This window comes from Sphaerotilus mobilis, from assembly GCF_004216565.1.
Classification (GTDB): Bacteria; Pseudomonadota; Gammaproteobacteria; order Burkholderiales; family Burkholderiaceae_C; genus Sphaerotilus; species Sphaerotilus mobilis.
Window position 1 is genome coordinate 861,395 of the sequence record NZ_SGWV01000007.1, and the last position, 20,172, is coordinate 881,566.

At 71.4% G+C, this 20,172-nt stretch carries 16 protein-coding genes; 6 read left to right on the plus strand and 10 right to left on the minus strand.

Features of this window, described 5'->3' with window-relative positions:
* Positions 1 to 29: 29 nt before the first annotated feature.
* Positions 30 to 878 carry an alpha/beta fold hydrolase BchO gene (bchO, locus tag EV685_RS04150; protein WP_165396706.1) on the plus strand — a complete coding sequence of 283 codons (849 nt, stop codon included), beginning with the start codon at positions 30 to 32 and terminating at the stop codon, positions 876 to 878.
* Positions 879 to 1,521: 643 nt separating this feature from the next.
* Here the strand turns inward: bchO and EV685_RS04155 are convergent.
* The 10 genes from EV685_RS04155 to EV685_RS04200 all read right to left on the minus strand — a co-directional run bounded on the left by EV685_RS04155 (position 1,522) and on the right by EV685_RS04200 (position 11,716).
* A complete protein-coding gene (locus tag EV685_RS04155) occupies positions 1,522 to 3,291 on the minus strand; it encodes a magnesium chelatase subunit D (protein WP_130480675.1) in 1,770 nt (589 codons plus the stop codon).
* Positions 3,292 to 3,304: 13 nt separating this feature from the next.
* Positions 3,305 to 4,321 carry a magnesium chelatase ATPase subunit I gene (bchI, locus tag EV685_RS04160; RefSeq protein WP_130480676.1) on the minus strand — a complete coding sequence of 339 codons (1,017 nt, stop codon included), beginning with the start codon at positions 4,319 to 4,321 and terminating at the stop codon, positions 3,305 to 3,307.
* A gap of 81 nt (positions 4,322 to 4,402) precedes the next feature.
* Complete coding sequence (locus tag EV685_RS04165) at positions 4,403 to 4,711, minus strand: high-potential iron-sulfur protein (protein ID WP_130480677.1); 309 nt, start codon at positions 4,709 to 4,711, stop codon at positions 4,403 to 4,405.
* The gene (locus tag EV685_RS04170) at positions 4,708 to 5,034 is read right to left on the minus strand and encodes a hypothetical protein (RefSeq protein WP_130480678.1); all 327 of its coding nucleotides are present in this window, start codon (positions 5,032 to 5,034) and stop codon (positions 4,708 to 4,710) included. Before EV685_RS04170 ends, EV685_RS04165 begins: the two co-directional genes overlap by 4 nt.
* A gap of 7 nt (positions 5,035 to 5,041) precedes the next feature.
* On the minus strand, positions 5,042 to 5,482 hold the full coding sequence (locus EV685_RS04175; RefSeq protein WP_242615410.1) for a TspO/MBR family protein: 441 nt from the start codon (positions 5,480 to 5,482) through the stop codon (positions 5,042 to 5,044).
* A 44-nt stretch (positions 5,483 to 5,526) separates the two neighbouring features.
* Positions 5,527 to 6,717 (minus strand): geranylgeranyl diphosphate reductase, encoded by a 1,191-nt coding sequence (locus EV685_RS04180; protein ID WP_130480679.1) that lies wholly within the window; start codon positions 6,715 to 6,717, stop codon positions 5,527 to 5,529.
* Entirely contained in the window at positions 6,695 to 8,110 is a 1,416-nt protein-coding gene (locus EV685_RS04185; RefSeq protein WP_130480680.1) for a BCD family MFS transporter, read from the minus strand. The genes EV685_RS04180 and EV685_RS04185 overlap by 23 nt, the downstream gene beginning before the upstream one ends.
* Positions 8,107 to 8,997, minus strand: a complete 891-nt coding sequence (gene chlG, locus EV685_RS04190) for a chlorophyll synthase ChlG (RefSeq protein WP_130480681.1) — start codon at positions 8,995 to 8,997, stop codon at positions 8,107 to 8,109. Before chlG ends, EV685_RS04185 begins: the two co-directional genes overlap by 4 nt.
* A 105-nt stretch (positions 8,998 to 9,102) precedes the next feature.
* Positions 9,103 to 10,608, minus strand: coding sequence for a transcriptional regulator PpsR (gene ppsR / locus EV685_RS04195; protein ID WP_130480682.1), 1,506 nt, complete (start codon positions 10,606 to 10,608; stop codon positions 9,103 to 9,105).
* Positions 10,609 to 10,714: 106 nt separating this feature from the next.
* Entirely contained in the window at positions 10,715 to 11,716 is a 1,002-nt protein-coding gene (locus EV685_RS04200; RefSeq protein ID WP_130480683.1) for a cobalamin B12-binding domain-containing protein, read from the minus strand.
* Positions 11,717 to 12,011: 295 nt separating this feature from the next.
* Between EV685_RS04200 and bchF the strand changes: the two genes are divergently transcribed.
* Genes bchF through bchL form a run of 5 tightly spaced genes read left to right on the plus strand, consistent with a single transcriptional unit; the run spans position 12,012 to position 20,172 of the window.
* Positions 12,012 to 12,542: a 2-vinyl bacteriochlorophyllide hydratase gene (gene bchF / locus EV685_RS04205; protein WP_130480684.1), complete on the plus strand. Its 531-nt coding sequence runs from the start codon at positions 12,012 to 12,014 to the stop codon at positions 12,540 to 12,542.
* Positions 12,539 to 13,831, plus strand: a complete 1,293-nt coding sequence (locus tag EV685_RS04210; protein ID WP_130480685.1) for a ferredoxin:protochlorophyllide reductase (ATP-dependent) subunit N — start codon at positions 12,539 to 12,541, stop codon at positions 13,829 to 13,831. The genes bchF and EV685_RS04210 overlap by 4 nt, the downstream gene beginning before the upstream one ends.
* A 14-nt stretch (positions 13,832 to 13,845) precedes the next feature.
* Positions 13,846 to 15,483, plus strand: a complete 1,638-nt coding sequence (bchB, locus tag EV685_RS04215; RefSeq protein WP_130480686.1) for a ferredoxin:protochlorophyllide reductase (ATP-dependent) subunit B — start codon at positions 13,846 to 13,848, stop codon at positions 15,481 to 15,483.
* 13 nt (positions 15,484 to 15,496) lie between these two features.
* The gene (locus EV685_RS04220) at positions 15,497 to 19,273 is read left to right on the plus strand and encodes a magnesium chelatase subunit H (RefSeq protein ID WP_242615442.1); all 3,777 of its coding nucleotides are present in this window, start codon (positions 15,497 to 15,499) and stop codon (positions 19,271 to 19,273) included.
* The gene (gene bchL, locus EV685_RS04225; protein WP_130480688.1) at positions 19,270 to 20,172 is read left to right on the plus strand and encodes a ferredoxin:protochlorophyllide reductase (ATP-dependent) iron-sulfur ATP-binding protein; all 903 of its coding nucleotides are present in this window, start codon (positions 19,270 to 19,272) and stop codon (positions 20,170 to 20,172) included. Before EV685_RS04220 ends, bchL begins: the two co-directional genes overlap by 4 nt.

Genomic DNA, 20,172 nt, shown 5'->3' on the forward strand with positions numbered 1-20,172 from the left:
AAGTCAAGTTGACAATGCCGGATCGACCCTTGCCCCCACCCACCGAGACCGTGCGCGCCGCCGGCCTGCGCTGGGGTCTGCGGCGGCTCGGTCGCGGCCCGCGCCTGCTGCTGCTGCACGGCACCGGCTCATCGGGCGATTCCTGGCTGGCGGTGGCGCAGCGGCTGGCGTCCCACCATGAGGTCTGGCTGCCCGACCTGCCCGGCCACGGCCGCAGCGAGGCCTATGCCGACCGCCATGCCAGCTTGCCACGCATGGCCGACTCGTTGGCCGCCCTGCTGAGTGCACACGACGGCGCACCCGACCTAGTCGCCGCCCATTCGGCCGGCGCGGCGGTGATGCTGCAGATGGTGCTGGACCGCCGCATCGCCCCCCGTGGCCTGCTGGCGGTCAATGGCGCGCTGGCGCCACTGCCGGGGCTGGCAGCGGCCGTCTTCCCGCCGCTGGCCCGGCTGATCGGTGCGAGCGACTGGCTACCCCGGCTGGCGGCGCGTCAGGCAGCCCGGCCGACGGCGCTGGCGCGGCTGATCGCGTCCACCGGCTCACGGCTGGGCGAGGCCGATGTCGCGCGCTACCGCGCCCTGCTGACCCAGCACAGCCATGTGCGCGGCGCCCTGGACATGATGGGCGCCTGGCAGCTCGACGCACTGCTGGCCGGCCTGCCGCGCCTGCCCGTGCCCCTGTGGCTCGCAGCCGGCACGCGCGACGGCACGGTCCCCTGCAGCCAGTCAGCCCGGCTCGCACCACGCATCCCACAAGCGCGCTACCTGCCCCTCGACGGCCTCGGCCACCTGGCGCACGAGGAAGCGCCGGACCGCATCGCGGCCCTGATCACCGAGCTGCACCGGGCGGTGCTCCCTTCGCCCGCCCGGCCCTAGCGCCGGGCGCGTTAGACGCGGTTTTGGATCGGCGCGCGCCGGCACCAGCCCGTCGGACACGGGGTGTCCGACCTACCGGGCCGGACAGGATCGGCAACCAAGGCGCCGAAGACGACCGTGGCCAAGCGCCGGGGACGTTGAACGCGGTATTGAATCGGCGCGCACCAGCATGGCCGGTGTGTGAAAACACGAATGCCTTGTCCAACCGGTAGGTCGGACACCCCGTGTCCGACGGGGTGGTGCCGATGGGCCTCCAGACCGAATCGGCGACCGAGGCGCCGGAGACGACCGTGGTCAAGCGCCGGGTGCATCCAACGCGGTTTTGCATCGGCGCGCAACGGCATGCCCGGTGTGTGAAAACACGAATGCCTTGTCCAACCGGTAGGTCGGACACCCCGTGTCCGACGGGGTGGTACCGATGGGCCTCCGGACCGAACCGGCGACCAAGGCACCGGAGACGACCGTGGCCGAGCGCCGGGGACGTTGAACGCGGTTTTGGATCGACGCGCGCGTCGGCATGCCCGGTGTGTGAAAACACGAATGCCTCGGCCAACCGGTAGGTCGGACACCCCGTGTCCGACGGGGTGGTACCGATGGGCCTCCGGACCGAACCGGTGACCAAGGCACCGGAGACGACCGTGGGCTAGGTCAGCGACTGCACCGCCGCTGACAGCGCCCTGGCCTGGCCCAGCGGCAAGGCGAGGTAGTGGCCGGCCATGGCCTGCGCCAGCGCGCGGGCCGGGGCTTGCGGGCGGGGCGAGGTGTCGATCAGGAGGCTGCGCACCCCCGTCGACGCCAGGCGACGCGCGGCACCCAGGGCGTCCTGCATGGCGCGTTCACGGCCGGGTTGACCGGCGTGGTCGATGTTGGCGCGGGCGTCGGTCAGGAAGACCAGCTGGGCCCGGCCGGACTCGCTGGCCTGCAGGCGCAGCGCCAGTTCGGTCGCCGCCGCGATGCCTTGCGACAGCGGCGTGCCACCGCCGCCCGGCAGGGCCGACAACGCCCGGCGCGCCCGCACCAGCGAACGGGTCGGCGCCAGCAGGGTCTCGGCGCGTTTGCCCCGGAAGGCGATCAGCGCAACCTGGTCGCGCCGCACATAGCAGTCGGCCAGCAGCAGTTCGACGGCACCCTTGGCCTCGGCCAGCCGGTGCAGGGCTTGCGAGCCGGAGGCGTCGACGACGAAGACGGTGGTGGTCGGCTGCGGCCGCCGCAGGCGCCGCACATGCAGGTCGTCGCGGCGCAGCAGCAGGCGGGTCGATGCCGGCGGCAGGTCGGCGGCTTCGCGGGCCTCGCGGCGCAGCCGTTGCCAAGGCACGGCTGCGCGCAAGGTGGCGAGCAGATCCAGCCGGGCGCCGTCGCGCGGCAAGCCCCGGCGCGCGCCCACCGGCCGACCGCCGCTGCGACTGGCCACGGACGTGCCCATGCGGCCCGCGCCCGCGCTGCTGCGCCGGGCCTTGCCAGCGGCCAGCCGCGCCAGCAGGTCGGGCGGCAAGGCGGCCAGGGCGGCGGCGACGAGCTGATCGGTCTGGATGGCCGACTCGCCAGGCTCGGCCGGCGGTTCCGGCGCGGGGTCGGTGGGGGGCGACGCAGCCGCATCGGCCGGCGGCGGTGGGGTCTCGGCGGCGTTGGGCGCCGGTGCCTGATCGGGCTCCTGCTCAGGCTCGGCCGGCGCCTGCGGCAAGGCGCGGGCGCGAGGTGCGAGCACCAGCCGGGCGGCGAACTCGGCATCGTCCTGAGTGACCCGGTCGCGGCCCTCGCAGGCGGCGGACAAGCAGGCGAGTCGCCAGGCCTGCCAGGCCGGGCGCATGGAATCGAGCCCCAGGGCCTGAGCGGCGGCGCACAGCGCTTCGACCGCATCCGCGTCGAAGGGGATGGTGGCCAGCGTGGCGCGGGCTGCTGCCGGGTCGAAGGTCCGTTCAGGCGATGGGCCCGGCTCGGCGGGCATCACGTCGCCGCGCAAGACCAGCGCCAGCCGTTCGGCCAGCGGTGCAGCCAGGCTCTCGTCGGCGTCGACGCCTTCGTCGAGCGCCAGCAGCAGCGCGCCGGTGTCGACCGCAGCGGCCAGCCGCGCCACCAGGCCGGCACTCGCGCGTTCGGCCATGGGCAGCAGCAGGACGCCACCCCGGGCCTGTTCGATCAGGCCGGTGCTGTGCACCGGTCTCCCGGCGGCCAGGCTGGCAGCGAGGTCGAGGCCGCCTTGCAGGCGTTCGTCATCGATCTGCAGCGGCAGGCGCCGCCACGGCGTGTCGGCCGGCCAAGCGGCGCGCAGCCGGGCCAGCACGGCGTCCCGGGCCTCGCCCGCCGGGCCTCGCAGCCAGACACCGCCCAGCCCGGCCGGGTCGAGCGCGAGCAGGCGGGCGACGCGGGTGACGTCTCGAGTGGGGTCGTCAGGCGGCACGGGCGGCGCTGTCATGGCAGCCGGCGCGTCAGGCCGGCTCGAACAGCTCGCCGATCGCCCGCTCGATGCGGTCGGCCGAGCCGGTCTCGTCCAAGGGGTTGCGGCGCAGCCGGTGGCGCAGCGCGGGTGCGGCGACCTGACGCAGGTGGGCATCGGTGACATGCTCGGCGCCGTCGAGCGCCGCTGCGGCACGGGCCGCGCGCATCAGGGTCAGCTCGCCGCGCAGGCCGTCGCTGCCGACCGCCTGGCAGAGCCGGGCGGCCCTCTCGAGCACCGCGTCGGGCACGGCCAGCTCGGCCAGCCGGGTGCGACCCCGTTCGATGCGGCGGCGCACCGCCGCATCCTCGCGGGCGAAGCGCGAGGCAAACGCTTCGGGGTCGCGCTCATAGGCGTCGCGGCGCTTGACGATCTCGACCCGCTCGGCAATGGCCGTGGGCGTGCGGACCTCCACCGACAGGCCGAAGCGGTCCAGCAGCTGGGGCCGCAACTCGCCCTCTTCCGGGTTGCCGCTGCCGACCAGCACGAAGCGGGCGGGGTGGCGCACGCTCAGGCCTTCACGCTCGACCACGTTCTCGCCGGATGCGGCGACGTCGATCAGCAGGTCGACCAGGTGGTCTTCCAGCAGGTTGACCTCGTCGATGTAGAGAAAGCCCCGGTTGGCGCGGGCCAGCAGGCCGGGCTCGAAAGCCTTGATGCCCTGACCCAGCGCCCGTTCAAGGTCCAGCGCGCCGACCACGCGGTCTTCGCTGGCGCCCAGCGGCAGGTCGACCACCGGCACGGGCACCCGCTCGACCCGGGCCGGACGCAGGCGGGCGCAGTCCGAGCAGATCATCCGGCCGGCCGGATCGCAGTGGTAGGCGCAGCCCCGCACCGCACGCATGGTCGGCAGCAGGGCGGCTAGGCCGCGCACCGCCGTCGACTTGCCGGTGCCGCGGTCACCCAGCACCAGCACGCCGCCGATGGCCGGCTCGATCGCGGCGATCAGGATCGCCAGCTTCATCTCCTGCTGGCCGACGATGGCAGAAAACGGATAGGGCACGGACATGGTGGGGGGCCTCGGGCCGGGTCGTTGGACGTGAGCGTGGCGTGAACGGAATCTGACCGTCAGGGCGATGCATGGGCCCGGTCAGGCCTTCTTGACGTAGGCGTTGCACCAGCCCTTGGCCGCCACCTGCTTGCCGGCGAACAAGGGGCAGGCGCCCGATGCCGCGCCGGCCTTGCCCTGGTAGAGCTGGCAGCCGCTGCAGACCGAGCCGGCGACGTACTTGGGCTGCTTGGCCTTGTCGACCTTGCTGCCGTCGGCCGCATACCCCAGCGCGGCGGCGGTGGCGTCCTTCTCGTCGACCATGGCCTGGGCCTGAGCAAGGCCCGGTGCGGCCAGCACGGCGCTGCCCAGCCAGGGCACGAGGCGGATGAAGTGGCGGCGGTTGTTCATGGTGATCGGCCTTTCAAGGCGACAGGGTTCGCGCCGGCCGGGCACGCAGCGGTGCCTGCGGACAGGCGCAGGCGGACATCGATCAGATGGGACAGGCCGGCCAGCGTCAGGCAGACGAGCACGGCGGCGGTGGTGGCGTCCCCCGGCTCCCGGGCCAGGCTGAAGCGCAAGGCCAGCATCAGGCCCAGACCAGCTCCCAGGTGCGCCAGCACGGCCAGGCGCGCACGTCCGGGCGGCGTGCGCCAGGCGGACCAGAGCAGTTCGCCCAGGCTGATGGCCAGGGCCAGGTCGACCAGCAGGCGCAGGGTCGGCACATCGATCATGGCAGGCTCATCGGTTGAGCCACACCACGCCGGCATTGATGCTCGACGCGTACAGCACCCAGGCCAGATACGGTGCCAGCAGCACACCGGCGCGCCAGGTCGGCGCGGCACGGATCAGTCCAGCCACCGACAGCGCCAGCAGCGCGACCTCGGCCAGCGCCCAGTCCGGTCGTTTCAGCGTGAAGAACAGCAGGCTCCAGCCCAGGTTCAGCGCGGCATTCAGACCCAGGGCCAGCAGCCAGCGACGGCGCGGCGCACCGGGGGCGGCCGCTTGCCAGCCGAGCACGGCCGACCAGGCGGCGAGCGTGAAGATCAGCGTCCAGGCCGGGCCGAACCACAGGTCGGGCGGTTTCCAGGCCGGCTGGCGCAAGGCGGCATACCAGGGCCCCAGATCGGTCGCCAGACCACCCAGACCCGCCAGCGCGACGGCACCCAGTCCCGCCAGCACGCAGGCGCGGCGATCTGTCGGCAGCCAAGCTCGCCACGACGGCCTCACGCCCGCACGAGACCGAGCCAGTGGGCCAGGTCCTTGAAGAAGATCCGCACATGGGCCATGGGCCGGCTGCGCACCAGGCGCTTGTTCATGTAGGCGTCGAAGGTGAGCTGCTGCACGTCGCGGTCACGGCAGATGCTGACGAAGCGCTCGCGCCGGCCGTCGTTGGCATACCAGACGCGCTGCATCAGACCCAGCACCCAGAAGACCCTGCCGTGCTCGCGCATGAAGCGGCGGCGTGCCCGGGCCAGCGCCCGCACGTCGCCGGTGGCGATCAGTTCGTCGACTGACTGTGCGGCCAGGCGGCCGCCGAGCATGGCGTAGTAGATGCCCTCGCCGGACGCGGGTGCCACGACCCCGGCGGCGTCACCGGCCAGCACCACGTCACGGCCGTTGTCCCAGCGCGGCAGTGGCTTCATCGGGATCGGCGCGCCCTCGCGGCGCAGCGTCGTCGCATCGGCCAGGCCGGCGCGCTGGCGCAGCTCGTCGGTGGCCCGGCGCAGCGAGAAGCCCTTGTCGGCGCTGCCGGTGCCGATGCTGGCCGTGCCGCCGTGCGGAAAGACCCAGCCGTAGAAGTCGGGCGACAGACGGCCGTCGTAGTGGATCTCGCAGCGGCTGCCGAGGTAGCCGGCCGGGCGCTGCTCGGGCACCGCGACAACCTCGTGGTAGGCGTAGACGCAGCGGCCCTGGTCGGCACCGCGAACCGCTTGCGCCGCAACCTGCGAGCGGGCCCCATCGGCGCCGACGACGCTGCGGGTGCGCTGGCGTTGTTCGGTGCTGTCGGTCTCGCGGCGCCAGACGACGACGCTGACGCCGTCCGGATCACGCTCCAGGCGGATGAAGCGGCCCTCGATCCGCACGGCACCGGCCTCGACCGCCCGCTGGCGCAGCCAGGCATCGAAATGCTCGCGGTCGACCATGCCAACATGACCCTGCTCGATCGGGATGTCGACCCGCGCACCGGCCGGCGAGACCATGCGGGCGGACGTGGCGCGAGCGACGATCTGCTCGGACGGGATGTCGAAGTCGCGGATCAGGCGGGGCGGGATGGCACCGCCGCAAGGCTTGATGCGCCCGGCCCGGTCCAGCAGCACCACCTGGCGACCGGCAAGGGCAAGCTCGTGGGCAGCGGTCGCGCCGGCGGGGCCGCCGCCGACGACGACGCAGTCAGGACAGGACGGCAACGTCATGGACGGACCTCGTTGGGATGGCATGGGCGCGCACGGCGCTGGGCGGCGAGCTGGACGGCGAGGACGCGGTCTCGCCGGTCTGCACCAACCGGGCGGCCCAGACGAACATCACCGCTTCCAGCAGGAAGACGCAGGCATAGGCCCAGGCAGGACTGCCGAGGCCCCAGCGCGCGAGGTCGCTCAGGCCTGTGCCCACGACACCGCCGAGTGCAAAGGCGATCGACTGGGCGGCGCCCCACAGGCCCATGCGCAAGCCCTCGCGGCCCGGGCCGCTGGCACCGGCCAGCCGCATCATCGAGCCGATGGCGGCGATCGAGAACGCACCCGTGGCCAGTCCCAGCAGGAAGACATTGGCCTTGAGCGGCCAGCCCGGTCCGACCCAGGCCGCCATGGCCAGACCGGACAAGGTCAGTGCGCTGGCCAGACAGCCGCCCTGGGCCCAGCGTCGCAGGCTGCCCCAGTTGCGGCCACCGAAACGGCTGCCAGCCGCAGCGGCCAGCAACATGCCCACCAGCGTGCCGCCATGCTGGACGCCGGACAGCTGGGTGGAGCCGCCGGGCGTCAGGCCAAAGATCAGTCCGACAAAGGGTTCGAGGATCAGGTCCTGCGCGCTGTAGGCCAGCATGGACACGAAGACGAAGACGGTGAAGCGCCTCGCCACCGGTTCGGCCCAGAGCTGGCGCAAGGCGCTGCGGAAGTTCTCGCCGGCCGGGTCCGCGCCAGGCTCGGTGCGCGGCGCTGCGCGGGCGGCCAAACCCCGGCGTCCTTCGAGCCCCGCCAGCGCGATCACCGCCAGCGCCAGCGCGGCGATGCAGACGACGGCCGCAACTTCCAGCAGGCGCTGCGGCGAGTAGGGGTCGAGGAAGTGGCCAGCGGTGCCGGCCGTCACGACGAAGCCCGCAATCATCATGATCCAGACCGTGGTGGCTGCGGCCGCGCGCCGTCCGGCCGCCACCCGCTGGGCCAGCAAGGCCAGCAGCGAGGTGCCCGCCGCCGCCACGCCCAGGCCGATCAGCACAAACGCAAGCACCGCCAGCGCGATGCCGGCGCTGCGCTCGGTGGCCATCCAGACGGTGGCCAGCGCGGCCAGCACACCGCCGCTGGACAGCATCGACATGCCGCCCAAGATCCAGGGGGTTCGACGCGGACTGGTGTCCGAGCCATGGCCCATGCGCGGCCGACTGATCTGCACGACGTGGTGCAGCGCGAGCAGCAGGCCGGGCAGGAGCGCAGGCAAGGCCAGTTCGACCACCATGACGCGGTTCAGCGTGGACGTGGTCAGCACCACGATCGCGCCGATCGCCGCCTGCACCAGGCCCAGCCGGGCGATGGCGGCCCAGCCGAAGGTCGACGCGGCCGTGTGGCTGCCGTTGCCGGTGCCGCTGCCGCTCATGACGCAAGCCCCTGGGCCAGCGCACGCAGGGCCAGCGCACTGGTCAACATGCCGAGCACGAAGGGCAGCACGCCGGTGGCGCTGTACCAGGTCGCGCGGGCCAGCGGATCGGCCAGGAAGCGGCGCATCAGCACCAGTTGCACCATCAGCAGGCCCGCCACGGCGGCGGCATGACCGGGCGCTTGCCACTGCAGCAGCAGACCGACGACGACCAGTTGCGGCGCCGCCATCGCCAGACAAGCCACACGGGCCGCGCCGGTGACGCCCAGGCGAACCGGCAGGGACCCGATGCCCATGCGGCGATCGCCTTCGATGGACTTGAAGTCATTGAGGGTCATGATCCCGTGGGCCCCGGCGCTGTAGAGCAGCGCCAGCGCGATCGAGCGGCCTTCGGGCCAGTCACCCAGGCTCATGACGGCCGCGCCGGTCAGCCACGCCAGACCCTCGTAGCAGAGCGCACAGGCGCTGTTGCCCCACCAGCCATTGCGCTTGAGCCGCACCGGCGGCGCGCTGTAGGCCCAGGCCAGCAGCAGGCCGACACCGGCGGCCGCCAAGGCGACCGGGCCCAGCGAGGTCGCCAGCAGCAGCGACAGCAGCGTCCACAAGATAGCGATGCCCAGACCCCAGCGGCCCGGCAGGCGGCCCGAGGGGATCGGCCGTTGCGGCTCGTTGATGGCATCGACGTGGCGGTCGAACCAGTCGTTGACGGCCTGGCTGGTGGCGCAGACGAAAGGGCCGGCCAGCAGCACGCCCGCGACGATCAGCGGCCAGCGACCTTGCGCCGGGAGCCCGGAGGCCACGACCCCGCAGGCAAAGGCCCACATCGGCGGGAACCAGGTGATGGGCTTGAGCAGTTCGGCGATGGCCGAGAAGGCGGGGCGCTGCATGGAACCATTCTGGTCCTCGCCCTCGCCTTGTCAATCAAAATTTACACCACCAACTGTCAACCAAAAATTCGGGGACAGATCAGGGAGACAGATCAGGGAGACAGATCAGGCGTCAGACTCCGGACCGGCACCCGCGCCGCCGCCCGGACCCATCTCCTGGATGCCGTAGCGGCGCAGCTTGACGTAGAGGCTCTGTCGGGACAGGCCCAGCATCTCGGCGGCCGAGGCGCGGTTGTCGCGCGTCAGTTCGAGGGCGGCCTCGATGCACAGGCGCTCGATCAGCTCGGCGGTCTCGCCGACGATGTCCTTGAGCGGCATGCGCCCCACCAGGTTGGTGAGCTGGTCGGCCGAACGCGGCAGCTGCCGGTTGCTGCGGCCATCGGCCGGCAGGCGGCGCGAGACATCGCGGATCGAGAAGCCCAGGCAGGGCGGCTGCGCGTCGGCCACCGCGACGGCAGAGATCTCGATCTGGCCGGGCTCGCCGTAGGCACTGCGCAGCGTGGTCGGGAACAGCCGCAGCACGCCGTGCTGGCGCAGGTTGCTGATCAGCACGTTGAGGTCGACCGAGGAACGGCCCAGCCAGCGGTCCAGCGGCTGGCCGATCAGGCTCTCACCGGCGGGCAGCTGCAGCATGTTCGAGAAGGCCGGGTTGGCAGCCAGCACGCGGCCCTGCATGTCGGTCAGCACGAAGGCGTCGGGCATGGCGTTGACGACCTGCGCCAGCGTCGGGCTGTCGCCGCTGGCGGTGCGATCGTCGACGGTCGCGTTGGGGTCGAGCGGGATCAGGCGCAGCAGCAGCAGCGAGGCGTTGTCCTGCCGGAACAGCGAGACCACCAGACGCATCGGCGAGGCCTTGCCGGCGAGCCGCAACTCGTCGGTCTCGCCACGACCGGCGCTGCGCGCCATCGCCAGCAGCGCCTGGGCGCCGGCCTGGCTGGGCACGGCCAGGAAGTCGATCACCGGCCGGCCGATGATGCGGCGGCTGCTCTCGCCCAGCAGTCGGGCGGCGGCGGCGTTGTGCTCGAAGACGTTGAGGGTGACGGCATCCACGACCAGCAGGGCCTCGTCGACCGCCTCGAACAGCAGGCGGTAGCGGGCCTCGGTGTGGCGCAGGCGCAGGTAGTCGCGCTCCATCGACTGTTGCGCGTCGACCAGGCGCTGCTGCACCGCCGCGATGGCGCCGAGGTTGCGGCCCAGCGCCAGCATGCGGCCCTGGCGCCCCAGCGGCACCACCGTGTAGCTGACCGGCAGTTCATGAGCGCCCGACAGCGGGTGGTTGACCTGGCGCTCGAGCGGCGCGGGCGAGCTGTCACCGGCGGCTTCGTCCCGGGCAGCAGAGCTGGCGGCATCGACCATCGCGGTGATCTTGCTGCGGCTCTCGACCGAGACGGTCTCAATCCAGCGTCGACCGATCCATGAACGGAGTTCCGCGAGTTCGGCCTGCTGGGCGCTGCGCACCGTCAGATCCCGGATCACGCCCAGGCCGTCAATCACCAGCGCCAGATCGGCCGATGCGGCGACCAGGGAAGCCGTGACGTCCGCTTCCAGGTCTGCGAAGTACAGCTGGGGGTTCTCTGTCCAGTGTTCGATCGATGTGCCGACGTTGTGCATCGAGCGCCCTGTGTGTGCTTCGCTGACGCGCCGGCTTGGCCACGTCCCTGGGTTGGAGGGGAGCGAGACGACCAGTGGACTTGAGGTCAAGGACTGCTGGAGGTCTTCATCGTTCTTGCCGCATGGACCCGAGCCACTGGTTCGCGGTCGCCACGGCCGAGGTGGCATCGGTGGCCATCGCGTCCGCGCCGCAACGCTCGGACAAGTCGGGTATCAGGGCCATCGCCGGCCCTCCGACCATGACAAACAGCTTCGGGTTCCGGCTGGCGCGACGCAATTCGAGAATAGCAGAGGCCAAAGTCGGGACCGACATGTCTACGCCGACGGACATGCCAAACATGTCATACCAGTCTGACGACACGGCATCTTGCAGATCGGCCCAGTCGGACTTCGGTTCGTACTGGACAAACCATCCGTCGCGGGCGAAGAACTCGCTGAGCATCGCCACGCCAAACGTGTGCTGAGAACCCGGTTCGGCGGCCAGCAGGGCTCGCCGGCCTTGCATGGACGCCGCCCCCAGCCGGAAGCCGCTGCTGTGCTCGTGCAGGACCTGCTGCAGCCGCCACAGGCCGATCGTGACCTCGGAGAAGCTGTAGACGTCATCGATCCAGAACTCGCCCATCAGCTTGGCGGCCGGCGACAGCAGTTGCAGAAAGACCTGCTCCAGTGGCGCACCCGCAGCGATCAGGGCCTGGACGAACTGAGCCGTGCGCTCCGGATCACCGACGACGGCGACATGCGCCAGCGTCTCCACATGCGCCGCCGTGATCGAGAAGTCCTGGCGCGACGGCGCGCGCGGCGCGGCCACGTCGCCATGCAGCAGCATCAGCCGGGGAATGATCTCGAACTCGACGATGCGCGAGAGCTGCAGCTCCGGCGATCCATTGCCCGCCACCAGGTGCGGCACGCCGCCGATGGGACGCGCCGGATCCGGCGTGGTGCGCCAGCGCTGGCGCAAGAGGTCTCTTCCGACACGGGCCATCATGTCTCCCAGCGTCGGGGCAACTTCCCGCAGGATGGCGGGATCGAGTTCGGCGCAATGCTCGTTCACAGGCAGGTTCCGAAATCGGGTGTTGCCTTGAAGTCGATGTAGGTTCCAGCCTGCCACCACGTTGCTCCTCGGGGGCAGATACACAGCGGCGGCAGTCTTGACGTCGAGGGTCACAGGCCCCTGGTCGCCACGCCCGTCACGCGTCGGCCGAAGCCGCTGCTTATCAGGTTGTCAACTTGATCCGGTGCTTCGTTCTTGTCATGGGTCAGCGCCAGATGAGCGAATGTCGGCCGCACCCTGCGGTACGTCAAGCAAACACTGTTGCTCGTAAACCCCGAGGCACAGCGAATGTTTGAAAAAGATGACGTCAACCTCGATTGACACTTTCGGAGGTGCGACCTAGATTCGTGCCATGTCGAGCGCCCAACCCTCCGCGACCTCCGCCGCGTCCGCCCCCGGAATCCTGCTCCGGCGCCGTGCGCCGCTGTACACGCCGGAGCAGCGGACTCGCCGTGACACGACGCGCTGGACCTGGGTGCAGGGCCTGCTGGCGCCGCTGCAATTCCTGGCCTTCGTGGTCAGCACGCTTCTCGTGCTGCGCTTCCTGGCCAGTGGCGAAGGCGAAACGGCTGCGGTCGTGTCGGTGCTCATCAAGACCGCCCTGCTCTACACCATCATGCTCACCGGCTGCCTGTGGGAGAAGGCGGTGTTCGGCCGCTACCTGTTCGCCCCGGCCTTCTACTGGGAAGACATGGTCAGCATGGCCGTGCTGGCCCTGCACACCGCTTACCTGGCGGCCTGGTGGAACGGCTGGCTGGACGTGCGCCAGCAGATGCTGCTGGCCCTGGCCGCCTACCTGACCTACGCGGTCAATGCCGCGCAATTCCTGTTGAAGCTGCGCGCGGCCCGGCTCGACGCCAGTGGCGTTGGAGTCCACGCATGAACGCACGCATCCCCATCCACGCCCTGGCGACCAGCGACGCCGGCTGCGCCGAACCCCCGGTGCTGCGCGAACGCGGCCAGCGCGAGGTCTTCTGCGGCCTCACCGGCATCGTCTGGCTGCACCGCAAGATGCAGGACGCCTTCTTCCTCGTGGTCGGCTCGCGCACCTGCGCCCACCTGCTGCAGTCGGCCGCCGGGGTGATGATCTTTGCCGAGCCGCGTTTTGCCACGGCCATCATCGACGAGCGTGACCTGGCGGGCCTGGCCGACGTGCACGAGGAACTCGACCAGGTCGTGCAGCGCCTGCTGGCGCGGCGGCCGGACATCCGGGTGCTGTTCCTGGTCGGCTCCTGCCCGTCCGAGGTCATCAAGCTGGACCTGTCGCGCGCCGCCGAACGCCTGAGCCACCTGCACGCGCCCCAGGTGCGGGTGCTGAACTACTCCGGCAGCGGCATCGAGACCACCTTCACCGAGGGCGAGGACGCCTGCCTGGCCGCGCTGGTGCCTCAGATGCCCGCGACGACCGGGTCGGAGGCCGAGCTGCTGGTCGTCGGCAGCCTGGCCGACGTGGTCGAGGACCAGTTCCGGCGCCTGCTCACCGCCATGGGCATCACCCGCTGCGGCTTCCTGCCCTCGCGCCGCGCCGCCGACCTGCCGGCGGTCGGTCCCCACACCCGCCTGCTGCTGGCCCAGCCCTTCCTGGCCACGACCGCCAAGGCGCTGGAAGACCGTGGCGCGCGCCGCATCCCGGCCCCCTACCCGCTCGGCGTCGAGGGCACACAGGCCTGGCTGATGGCCGCCGCCGAGGCGATGGGCGTCGACCCGATCCGCGCCGACACGGCCCTTGCACCGGCCCGCCAGCGCGCCACCCAGGCCTTGGCCGCCAGCCGCGCCCGGCTGGCCGGCAAGCGCATCTTCTTCTTCCCCGACTCGCAGCTGGAGGTGCCGCTGGCGCGCTTCGTCGCCCGCGAGCTGGGCATGGTGCTGACCGAGGTCGGCAGCCCCTACCTGCACGCCACCCACCTGGACGAGGAGCGGGCGCTGCTGCCGCCGGGCACGCAGCTCAGTGAAGGGCAGGACGTCGAACGCCAGCTTGACCGCTGCCGCGCCGCCGCGCCCGATCTGGTGGTCTGCGGCCTCGGCCTGGCCAACCCGCTGGAGGCCGAGGGCTACGCGACCAAGTGGTCGATCGAGCTGGTCTTCACCCCCATCCAGGGTTTCGAGCAAGCCGCCGACCTGGCCGCCCTGTTCGACCGTCCGCTGCAGCGCCGCGCGCGCCTGGCGGCCTGAAGGAGCGACGCACCATGCAGCTCACGCTCTGGACCTACGAAGGCCCGCCACACGTCGGCGCGATGCGCGTGGCCACGGGGATGCGCTCGCTGCACTATGTGCTGCACGCACCTCAGGGCGACACCTACGCCGATCTGCTGTTCACGATGATCGAGCGGCGCGGCGAGCGCCCGCCGGTCACCTACACCACCTTCCAGGCCCGCGACCTGGGTGGCGACACCGCCGAGCGCTTCAAGCAGTCGGTGGCCGAGGCACACGAGCGCTTCCGCCCGCAGGCCATGATCGTTGGCGCGTCCTGCACCGCCGAGCTGATCCAGGACGACCCGGGCGGCCTGGCGCAGGCGCTGGACCTGCCGATCCCGGTGATCCCGCTGGAGCTGCCGGCCTACCAGCGCAAGGAAAACTGGGGCGCAGCCGAAACCTTCTACCAGCTGGTCCGTCGGCTGGCCGTGCGGCCGACCGGGCCACGCGCGGCGCTGGACGGCAGCCGCCGCGCCCGTTGCAACCTGCTAGGCCCGACCGCGCTGGGCTTTCGCCACCGCGACGACGTGCAGGAGATCACCCGGCTGCTGGACCGCCTCGGCGTGGACGTCGCCCTGGTCGCGCCGATGGGCGCCACACCGGCCGACCTGGCCCGGCTGGCCGAGGCCGACTTCAACGTCATGCTCTACCCCGAAGTGGCCCAGACCGCCGCCAGCTGGATGAGCCGCCAGCTCGGCCTGCCCTGCACCCGCACCGTGCCGATCGGCGTGGGCGCGACACGCGACTTCATCCGCGAGGTCGCTGCGCTGGCCGGTCTGGACGCCGATCAGGCCCTGGCCGCCGCCGAGCAGGACTCGCGCGGGCCCTGGTATGCCCGCTCGGTCGACAGCAACTACCTGACCGGCAAGCGCGTCTTCATCTTTGGCGACGCAACCCACGCCATCGCCGCCGCCCGCATCGCCTCCCGCGAACTGGGCTTCGAGGTGGTCGGCCTGGGCAGCTACAGCCGCGAATTCAGCCGCGAGCTGCAGGACGCAGCCAAGGCGCTGGGCCTGAGCGCCCTGATCTGCGACGACTACCTGGAGGTCGAGGCCGCCATCGCCGCCGCGACGCCCGAGCTGGTGCTGGGCACGCAGATGGAACGCCACGTCGCCAAGCGCCTGGGCCTGCCCTGCGCGGTGATCTCCGCGCCGGTGCATGTGCAGGACTTCCCGGCCCGGACCTCGCCGCAGATGGGTTTCGAAGGCGCCAACGTGCTGTTTGACACCTGGGTGCAGCCGCTGATGATGGGTCTGGAAGAACACCTGCTGGGCATGTTCCGCGGCGACTTCGAGTTCCATGAGGACGCTGCGCCCTCGCACCTCGGCCGCAGCCAGCCGGGGACCGTGGCGACACCGGTACCGGCTGCCGCTGCCGCTGCGGCGGTCGCCCCCCTGCCGAGCGACCCGATCACGCTGCCGATCGCGCAGACCACCACTCAGACCACCACTCAGACGACCCCGCCTGCGGCAACCACCTGGACCGCCGATGCCGAGCGCGAGCTCGGCAAGGTGCCCTTCTTCGTGCGGGGCAAGGCGCGCCGCAACACCGAACGTTATGCGCTGGACCACGGCCTCGGCGCGATCACCGTGGAGACCCTCTACGATGCCAAGGCCCACTTCAGCCGCTGACCCCGGCGTGCCCATGCGCGTCGTGCTGGTCACGATGGATGCGCACCTGAGCTCGGCCGCCGCCCGCGCGCAGCAGCAGCTGACCCGACTGCTGCCAGGCGTGCGTCTGGTGGTGCATGCCGCCGCCGACTGGGACAGCCAGCCCGAGGCGCTGGCCCGCTGCCGCGCCGACATCGCCACCGGCGACCTGGTGATCGCCACGATGCTCTTCATGGAAGAGCACTTCCTGCCCGTCATCGACGCCTTGCAGGCCCGCCGCGAGGCCTGCGACGCGATGGTCTGCGCCATGTGCGCCGCCCCGGTCATGAAGCTGACCCGCATGGGCCGCTTCTCGATGGACGGCAAGACCAGCGGCCCGATGGCCATGCTGCGCCGCCTGCGCGGCAAGGGCGATGCCGGCAAGGACGGCAAGGACGCCGACAGCGAGAAGTCCAAGGCCGGCGCCGGTGCGCAGCAAATGAAGATGCTGCGCCGGCTGCCCAAGATCCTGCGCTTCATCCCCGGCACCGCGCAGGACGTGCGCATCTACCTGCTGGTCTTGCAGTACTGGCTGGCCGGCTCGCAAGAGAACCTCGCCGGCATGGTCCACCTGCTGGTGGACCGCTACGCCGCCGGTCCGCGTGCCGCGCTGCGCGGACGTTCGACGCCGGCCGCACCGGTCGACTACCCGGAGCTGGGTCTCTACCACCCGCTGCTGGCCTCGCGCATCACCACCGATGTGGCCGACCTGCCCGCACGGGGTGGCCCGGCCACCGTCGGCCTGCTGCTGATGCGGTCCTACCTGCTGGCGGGCAACACGGCCCACTACGACGGCGTGATCGCTGCCCTGGAAGCGCGCGGCCTGCGCGTGCTGCCGGCCTTCGCGACGGGGCTGGACGCCCGGCCGGCGGTCGAGGCCTTCTTCCTGCGCGACGGCCGTGCCCGGGTCGATGCGGTGGTCTCGCTGACCGGCTTCTCGCTGGTGGGCGGGCCGGCCTACAACGACGCCCACGCGGCCGAGACGCTGCTGGCCAAGCTGGACGTGCCCTATCTGTCGGTGCTGCCCGTCGAGTTCCAGACCCTCGAACAGTGGGGCGGCTCGGACCGCGGCCTGCTGCCGCTGGAGGCCACCATGATGGTCGCCCTGCCTGAGCTGGACGGTGCGACCAGCCCGATGGTCTTTGGCGGCCGCAGCGACGGCGCCGGCAAGGCCTGCGGCGGCTGCGCGCGCGGCTGCACCTTCGCCGCCGGTGCCAGCGCCCACGACATGCACGGCTGCCCGGACCGGGCCGAGATGCTGGCCGGCCGGGTCGACCGGCTGGTGCAGCTGCGCCGCAGCCAGCGCGCCGAACGGCGTGTCGGCCTGGTGCTGTTCAACTTCCCGCCCAACGCCGGCAACACCGGCACCGCCGCACACCTGAGCGTGTTCGAGTCGCTCTACCAGACCCTGGCGACGCTGCAGCGCGAGGGCTACCAGGTCGAGCTGCCGGCCAGCGTCGACGCCTTGCGCGACCGGCTGCTGGTGGGCAACTCGGCCCGGCTGGGCGCCTGCGCCAATGTGCATGTGCGCATCCCCGTGGGCGAGCACGTCCGGCGCGAGCGCTGGCTGCGCGAGATCGAGGCCCACTGGGGTCCGGCGCCGGGCCGCCAGCTGAGCGACGGCCAGACCCTGCACGTGCTGGGCGAACGCTTCGGCAATGTCTTCGTCGGCATCCAACCGGCCTTCGGGCACGAGGGCGATCCGATGAAGCTGCTGTTCGAACGCGGCTTCGCGCCGACACATGCCTTCTCGGCCTTCTACCGCTGGCTGCGCGAGGACTTCGGCGCCCATGCGGTGCTGCACTTCGGCACCCACGGCGCGCTGGAGTTCATGCCCGGCAAGCAGGCCGGCCTGTCCGGTGCCTGCTGGCCCGACCGGCTGATCGGCGACCTGCCCAACCTCTACCTCTACGCCGCCAACAACCCGTCCGAAGGCCTGCTGGCCAAGCGCCGCAGCGCCGCCACGCTGATCAGCTACCTGACACCGCCGCTGTCGCAGGCCGGTCTCTACAAGGGTCTGGTCGAGCTCAAGGACACGCTCAACCGCTGGCGCAGCCTGCCGCCCGGCCAGTCGCTCGAACGCGCCGGCCTGGCCACGCTGGTGCAGGCCCAGGCCCAGGTGCTGGAACTGATGCCGGCCGACGCGCCCGCCTGGTCTGCCGCCGATGCGCCAGCGGCGATCGAACGGCTGCACGGCGATCTGCTGGAGCTGGAGCAGACGCTGATCCCCAACGGCCTGCATGTGCTTGGCCGCGTCCACACGCAGGCTCAGCGCCTGAGCCTGCTGGAGGCCGCCGCTGCCGCGCAGTTCCCCGCCGGTCAGGCGCCGAGCGCCGCGGCGCTGCAGGCGCTGGCCGAAGGCCGCAGCGCCACCGAGGCGCTGCTGGTCGAGGGCCGCTCGGCCGAACGTGACCGCCTGGCCCCGCTGGAGGCGCTGGCACGCACCGTCCGCCTGCTGGGCCACAACCCCGAGCTGCAGGCCATCGTGCATGCGCTGGACGGCGGCTACCTGGCACCGGCGCCCGGTGGCGACCTGCTGCGCAACCCCGACATCCTGCCCACTGGCCGCAACCTGCACGGCTTCGACCCGTCGCGCCTGCCGAGCGCCTATGCGGTGCAGGACGGTGCCCGTCAGGCCGAACGGCTGCTGGCGCGTCACCAAGCCGAGGGCTACCGCCTGCCAGAGTCGATCGCGCTGGTGCTGTGGGGCACCGACAACCTCAAGAGCGAAGGCGCGCCGATCGCGCAGGCGTTGGCCCTGCTGGGCGCCAAGCCGCGCTTTGACGGCTACGGCCGGCTGGCCGGTGCCGAGCTGTTGACGCTGACCGAACTCGGCCGCCCGCGCATCGACGTGATGGTCACGCTCTCGGGCATCTTCCGCGACCTGCTGCCGATGCAGATCCGGCTGCTGGCCGAGGCCGCCTTTCTGGCCGCCAGCGCCGACGAGCCCGAGCACCTGAACTTCGTGCGCAAGCATGCGCTGGCCCACCAGCGCGAACATGGTGGCGATCTGGAAACCGCCGCGCTGCGGGTCTTCGGCAATGCCGAAAGCGCCTACGGCGCCAACCTCGGCAGCCTGATCGACAACGGCGCCTGGGCCGAGACCGACGAGCTGGCCGAGACCTTCGTGCGCCGCAAGGGCTTTGCCTATGGCCGCAGCGGCCGGCCGGTGCAGAAGGCCGCGCTGCTGGCCAGCGTGCTGCAGCAGGTTGAGCTGGCCTACCAGAACCTCGATTCGGTCGAGCTGGGCGTGACCACGGTCGACACCTACTTCGACACGCTCGGCGGCGTCAGCCGCGCGGTGCAGCGCGCCAAGGGCCCGCGCAGCGCGGTCGCGCCGGTCTACATCGGCGACCAGACCGACGGCCAGCACGCGGTCGTGCGCACGCTGGGCGAGCAGGTGGCGCTGGAGACCCGCACCCGCATGCTCAACCCGACCTGGTACGAGGGCATGCTCGAACACGGCTACGAGGGCGTGCGCCAGATCGAGGCTCACCTCACCCACACGCTGGGCTGGTCGGCCACGACCGGTCAGGTGGCCCCCTGGGTCTACCGCCAGCTCAGCGAGACCTTCGTGCTCGACCCGGCCATGCGCGAGCGATTGGCCCGCCTCAACCCGACCGCCTCGGCGCGCATGGCGCAGCGGTTGCTGGAGGCCAGCGAGCGCGATTTCTGGCAGCCCGACGAGGCCACCCTCGCCGCGCTGCAACACGCCAGCGATGAGCTGGAAGACCGCCTTGAAGGCGTCCCGACCGAAAAGGCAGCCGCATGAACAGCGTCATCGATCTTCCCGCCAGCATGCGTCGCCGCCTCGATGGCGAAGGCAGTGTGCAGGTCGGGCTCGACCCCTCCGACCGCATCGACACCGCCAAGGTGTTCGCGATCTACGGCAAGGGCGGCATCGGCAAGAGCACGACCTCCAGCAACCTGTCGGCCGCCTTCTCGCGGCTGGGCAAGCGGGTGCTGCAGATCGGCTGCGACCCGAAGCACGACTCCACCTTCACCTTGACCAAGAAGATGCTGCCCACCGTCATCGACGTGCTGGAGACGGTCGACTTCCACGCCGAGGCGCTGCGGCCCGAGGACTTCATGTTCGAGGGCTACAACGGCGTGATGTGCGTCGAGGCCGGTGGTCCGCCCGCCGGCACCGGCTGCGGCGGCTACGTGGTCGGCCAGACCGTCAAGCTGCTCAAGGAACACCACCTGCTCGAAGACACCGACGTGGTGATCTTCGACGTGCTGGGCGATGTGGTCTGCGGCGGTTTCGCCGCGCCGCTGCAGCATGCCGAGCGGGCCATGATCGTCACGGCCAACGACTTCGACTCGATCTTTGCGATGAACCGCATCGTCCAGGCGATCGGCGCGAAGGCCAAGAACTACAAGGTCAGGCTCGGCGGCGTGATCGCCAACCGCAGCGCCGCGACCGACCAGATCGACCGCTACAACGAGCGCATCGGCCTGAAGCTGTCAGCCCACTTCCCCGACCTGGACGTGATCCGCCGCAGCCGGCTGAAGAAGTCCACGCTGTTCGAGATGGAGCCTTCGCCCGAGCTGGAGCGGGTGCAGCAGGAATACCTGCGCCTGGCCGCCTCGATGTGGCTGGGCGGCGAGCCCTGCAGCGCGGTGCCGATGAAGGACCGCGACCTGTTCGACCTGCTCGGGTACGACTGA